General features: G+C 56.1%; 1 protein-coding gene. It reads left to right on the forward strand.

The genetic code is table 11. The features are described 5' to 3' along the window. On the forward strand, nucleotides 1-524 hold a 524-nt coding region (locus tag ACU8YE_RS24295), incomplete at both ends, for an FG-GAP repeat protein (RefSeq protein WP_446929933.1).

A 524-nucleotide genomic window follows, 5' to 3' on the forward strand; every position in this document is an offset into this window, starting at 1 on the left:
GTGTATGCCTATACCAAGTTCAATACCCCTATCGCGCTGCATGGTGTGCTTAAGCAAGGCACCTGCCGATTAGTGGAAAGCAATACCCGTGGCAAAGCCACTGCAGCCCTCACAATTCCCAACTTCACAACAGCCAAGCAGACGGTCGTAGGCACCTGGAAAAACCTGGCAACCGGCCAGCAGCTTCCGCTAACGCTTACCCGGCTCGAAAACGACCAGTCGGCCCAAGACACAAAAGCTCCGCATGAGCTGCTGCAGGTAGCCTCTTTGCCCAACGGCTACTTTAAGGTTGTGCTGACCGGAAACCCGGATGCCCTCGGCAGCCAGCTTACGGCCGTGCGGCTCTTCGACAAAAAAACCAACCGGCTGGTGCAGGAAGTGCCAGTAGATTGTCAATCGCATGGCCTGCACAGTGTTTCGGTCGGCGACTTCAACTTTGACGGATACCTGGATTTCTCCGTCTTCGAAAGCAGCTACGCGGGGCCGAACACGTCGAGCCTCTACTTCCTTTTCACCCCCGCTAC

This window comes from Ralstonia sp. VS2407, assembly GCF_052950655.1.